This is a genomic window from Streptomyces sp. 13-12-16 (genome assembly GCF_002114215.1).
In the GTDB taxonomy this organism is placed as follows: domain Bacteria; phylum Actinomycetota; class Actinomycetes; order Streptomycetales; family Streptomycetaceae; genus Streptomyces.
In genome coordinates this window covers 1-4,801 of sequence record NZ_NCTE01000232.1, presented here as the reverse complement: position 1 = coordinate 4,801, position 4,801 = coordinate 1, and the positions used below count along the sequence as shown (strand labels likewise).

General features: G+C 71.9%; 2 protein-coding genes and 2 pseudogenes. All 4 read left to right on the top strand.

What is annotated here, in order from left to right:
* Nucleotides 1-590: pseudogene (locus B7767_RS10560) on the top strand (serine/threonine protein kinase); the annotation flags it as partial.
* A 131-nt stretch (nucleotides 591-721) separates the two neighbouring features.
* Nucleotides 722-2,335, top strand: a complete 1,614-nt coding sequence (locus B7767_RS10555; RefSeq protein WP_085571969.1) for a succinic semialdehyde dehydrogenase — start codon at nucleotides 722-724, stop codon at nucleotides 2,333-2,335.
* A gap of 73 nt (nucleotides 2,336-2,408) precedes the next feature.
* On the top strand, nucleotides 2,409-4,199 hold the full coding sequence (locus B7767_RS10550; RefSeq protein WP_085571968.1) for a GMC oxidoreductase: 1,791 nt from the start codon (nucleotides 2,409-2,411) through the stop codon (nucleotides 4,197-4,199).
* Nucleotides 4,200-4,464: 265 nt separating this feature from the next.
* Nucleotides 4,465-4,801, top strand: a pseudogene (locus B7767_RS10545) (hypothetical protein); the annotation flags it as partial.

The window sequence follows — 4,801 nt, the reverse complement described above, 5'->3', positions numbered from 1 at the left end:
GGCTGGGCGCGGCGGTCGTCGCGGGAGCGGTGGCCGCGTACCTGGTGATCGCCGACCCGTTCGCGGGGCCGCTGCCGGACGGCTGGAGGAAGCACGACCTCGGGAACAAGGTGGGCGTCGGCATCGCGGTGCCCGAGGGCTTCGCGCAGGACGAGCAGGCCGAGGACTCGGACGGGACCGTCGCCTCCTTCACCGACCCGAGCGGGCTGGTGCGGGTCGAGGTCGACCGCGACATCAAGGCCGAGGACGAGAACGGCGACATCGAGGCCTCGGCCTCGGAACGGGCGTTCGCGCACTGGGAGGAGCTGAGGGACGGCGAGTACGGCTGGGGCATCGCCGACACGCCGGCCCCGAAGGGCAAGCCGCGCGAGACGACGTACAAGGACCGCGAGGCGGCCACGAACACCATCGTCTACACGACGACCACCACTCCGGCGCTGGTGCGCGAGGCGCAGGTCATGTACTACCGGAACGAGGACGGCGACATGTACCGGCTCTGGATCGTGTACCCGGGCAAGGGCTACTTCGCCGAGGACGGCCGGGAGATCGCCCGCACGGTCATCGACTCGTGGGACATCCACCGGCTCTGAACGGTCCGGCGTCCGTCAACGCCCTGATCAGGGGCTTTGTTGCCAGCGTTCACTGGCGCGATGTGTGAGCGGTGCGTGAATCCGTTACCGACGGGTACACAAAGTGTTCCCCCGGGCATACCCTGCGGCTCATGACGGACGCGCAGACCCGGGAAACGACCGGCACCAACCCCCTCGCCCCCGCGCCGGCGGGTGCCCGCACCGCCGCCGACGTGGTCACGCCGGAGCTGGTCGCCCAGCTCACCAAGGGCGTGGCCGGCTCCGGCCGGACCGCCAACCACACGCCGTTCACCGGCGAGAAGCTGGCCGACCTGCCCGAGTCGACGCCCGAGGACGTGGCGAAGGCCTTCGAGGCGGCCCGCGCCGCCCAGGCCGTCTGGGCGAGGATCCCGGTACGGGAGCGCGCCGCCGTCCTGCTGCGCTTCCACGACCTGGTGCTGAGCCGCCAGGCCGAGGTGCTCGACCTGATCCAGCTGGAGACCGGCAAGGCCCGGCTGCACGCCCACGAGGAGGTGCAGGCCGTCGCCGTCGCCGCCCGCCACTACGGCCGCCGGGCCGCCGCCTACCTGCGGCCCAAGCGGCACGCGGGCGCCATGCCGACCCTCACGAAGGTCACCGAACTGCGCCACCCGCGCGGTGTCGTCGGCCAGATCGCCCCCTGGAACTACCCCCTCGAACTCTCCGTCGGCGACGCGCTCCCGGCGTTCGTCGCGGGCAACGCGGTCGTCATGAAGCCCGACACGGAGACCTGCCTCACCGCGCTGTGGGCCCGTGACCTGCTGATCGAGGCCGGGCTGCCCGCCGACGTCTTCCAGGTCGTCCTCGGCGAGGGCCCGGTCGTCGGCCCCGAGGTGGTCCGGCACGCCGACTACGTCTCCTTCACCGGTTCCACCCGCACCGGCCGCGAGGTCGCCCAGGGCGCCGCCGCCCGCCTGGTCGGCGTCTCCCTCGAACTGGGCGGCAAGAACGCCATGCTGGTACTGGAGGACGCCGACCTCGACAAGGCCGCCGCGGGCGCCGTCCGCGCCTGCTTCTCCTCCGCCGGCCAGCTGTGCATCTCCATCGAGCGGCTGTACGTCCACGAGTCGGTCGCGGACGCCTTCCTGGAGCGCTTCACCGCCCGCACCAGGGCGATCCGCCTCGGCACCTCCCTCGCCTACGGCGCCGACATGGGCTCCCTGGTCGGGCAGCGCCAGCTCGACGCCGTCACCCGGCACGTCGACGACGCCGTCGCCAAGGGCGCCAAGGTGCTCGCGGGCGGCACGGCCCGCCCGGACATCGGCCCCTACTTCTACGAGCCGACCGTCCTCGACGGCGTCGAGGCCCCGATGAGCGTCTGCTCCGAGGAGACCTTCGGCCCGGTCGTCTCGGTCTACCGCTTCTCCTCCGACGACGAGGCGGTCGAACGCGCCAACTCCACCCCGTACGGACTGAACTCCTCCGTCTGGACCAAGGACGCCCGGCGCGGCCGCGAGGTCGCCGCGCGGCTGCGCACCGGCACGGTGAACATCAACGAGGGCTACGCCCCCGCGTACGGCAGCGTCCAGTCACCGATGGGCGGCATGAAGGACTCCGGCCTCGGCCGCCGCCACGGCTCCGAGGGCATCCTCAAGTACACCGAGGCCCAGACGGTCGCCCACCAGCGCCTCCTCCCGATGGCCCCGTCACTGGGCATGGACGACGAGAAGTACGCGGCCTTCATGAGCCGCAGCCTCCGCCTGATGAAGGCGTTCCGGTTCAGGTGACCGGCCCCGGGCGCGCGGGGAACCGCGCGCCCGGCCAAAGACGACCCGCACGCGAACTCGAAGGGGAGCCCCCGTGCCTCAAGACGCTTACGACTACGACGTCCTCGTCGTCGGCTCCGGCTTCGGCGGCTCCGTGACCGCCCTCCGCCTCACGGAGAAGGGGTACACCGTCGGCGTCCTGGAAGCCGGCCGCCGCTTCACCCGCGAAACCCTGCCGAAGAACTCCTGGGACCTGAAGAACTACCTCTGGGCGCCGAGACTCGGCATGTACGGCATCCAGCGCATCCACCTGCTGGGCAACGTCATGGTGCTGGCCGGCGCGGGCGTCGGCGGCGGCTCGCTCAACTACGCCAACACCCTCTACGTACCGCCGAAGCCGTTCTTCGACGACCCGCAGTGGGGGCACATCACCGACTGGCAGGAGGAGTTGGGCCCGTACTACGACCAGGCGAAGCGCATGCTCGGCGTACGGCTCAACCCGACGATGACCCCGTCGGACGTGCACCTGAAGGCGGCGGCCGAGCGGATGGGCGTGGGCGACACCTTCCACATGGCCCCGGTCGGCGTCTTCTTCGGCGACGGCGAGGACGCCGACGGGAAGGCGAGGGCGAAGCCGGGGCAGGAGGTGCCCGACCCGTACTTCGGCGGGGCGGGGCCGTCGCGCCGGGCCTGTGCCGAGTGCGGCGAGTGCATGACCGGTTGCCGGCACGGCGCGAAGAACACCCTCAACGAGAACTACCTCCACCTCGCCGAGAAGGCGGGCGCGGTCGTGCACCCCATGACGACGGCGGTGTCGGTGACGGAGGACTCCCGGGGCGGATACGCGGTCGCCACGCTCCCCACCGACGACCGCCGCAAGGGCGAGGGCCGTACCTTCCGCGCCCGCCGGGTCGTCCTGGCCGCCGGCACCTACGGCACCCAGACGCTGCTGCACCGCATGAAGGCGGGCGGTCAGCTGCCGCACCTCTCGGACAGGCTGGGCGAGCTGACCCGTACCAACTCCGAGGCCCTCGTCGGCGCGCAGACCGACGACCGCCGCTACCGCAGGGCGACCGGCGCGCCGAAGGCCGACTTCACCCGCGGTGTGGCCATCACGTCGTCGATCCACCCCGACGAGAACACCCACATCGAGCCGGTCCGCTACGGCCGCGGATCCAACTCGATGGGCGGGCTGTCCATCCTCCAGGTGCCGTACGCGGGCGGCGGTTCGGGTGCGGCCAGGGTGCTCGGCTGGCTGGGCAGTGCGGCGCGGCACCCCTGGCTGCTGCTGCGGTCCCTGTCCAACCGGCGCTGGTCGGAGCGGACCATCATCGGGCTGGTGATGCAGTCGCTGGACAACTCCCTGACGACGTACCTCAAGCCGTCCGGGGCCGGCCGCGGACTGCTCACCGCCCGGCAGGGGCACGGCGCCCCCAACCCCAAGCAGATCAAGGCGGCCACGGAAGGCGCGTCGGCGCTGGCGGCCGAGATCAACGGCTTCGCCGGCTCCAACGTCGGCGAGCTGACGGGGATGCCGCTGACCGCCCACTTCCTGGGCGGCTGCCCGATCGGCGCCTCCCGCGAGACCGGTGTGATCGACCCGTACCACCGCCTCTACGGCCATCCCGGCATCTCGGTCGTGGACGGGGCGGCGGTCTCGGCGAACCTGGGCGTCAACCCCTCCCTGACCATCACGGCACAGGCCGAGCGGGCGATGTCGTACTGGCCCAACAAGGGCGAGGCCGATCCGCGCCCCGCGCAGGGGGAGGCCTACCGGCGTCTGGAGCCGGTCGAGCCGAAGTCCCCGGCGGTCCCGGCGGAGGCGTTCGGCGCGCTGCGGCTGCCGTTCCTGGGGATGCCGGCGGTGCCGCCGAAGCGGGACTGAGACGGACGGGGAAAGACGGCGCCAAGGGAAACGGACGAGGAGAACGGCCAAGGAAAAAGGACCTGTGCCCCCCTCCGAGCTCAGGTCCTTCTTCCTTGTACGTGCGGTCCGTGAGGATCTCAGTGAGTGTGATCAACGGGGCGCGCGGATGGTTGTCCTGCCGCCCAGAGAATTTTCATGTGATCTGGATCACTCGTGAAGGATGATCACCGCTGGCGTACGCTCGGCCGCCTACGACCGCCATCGAGAGAAAGCCCGCGACCCCGTGGCCGAGCAGCCGTCCGAAGAGAGCAGACCGGAGTCCTCGTCCCTCCCCGATGACGTCTGGGAGAAGTTCGTCCAGGACAGTGAGCGCGACATCCGTGCCTCCGCCCCCAAGGAGCCGTCGGCGCGGGCGCGCATGGTGACCGAGCGGCTGCGGGCCATGGACGAGGCGCAGGCGCGAGCGGCCGCGGGCGGCAAGCGCCGCACGGGCAGGAAACGGAAGGCGGTGCGGCCCGCCCCGCCCGAGGGGTGGCGTACGGGCCCGCCCCTGCAGGTCCTGGAGCGTCGCTCGTCGCGCCGGCGCCGGGTCTGGAGCGCGGTCGGGATCGTGGTGGCCG

Bases quoted from the DNA above. Each gene is read 5' to 3' on its own strand.
- B7767_RS10555 (WP_085571969.1), top strand. From the start codon at position 722: ATGACGGACGCGCAGACCCGGGAAACGACCGGCACCAACCCCCTCGCC.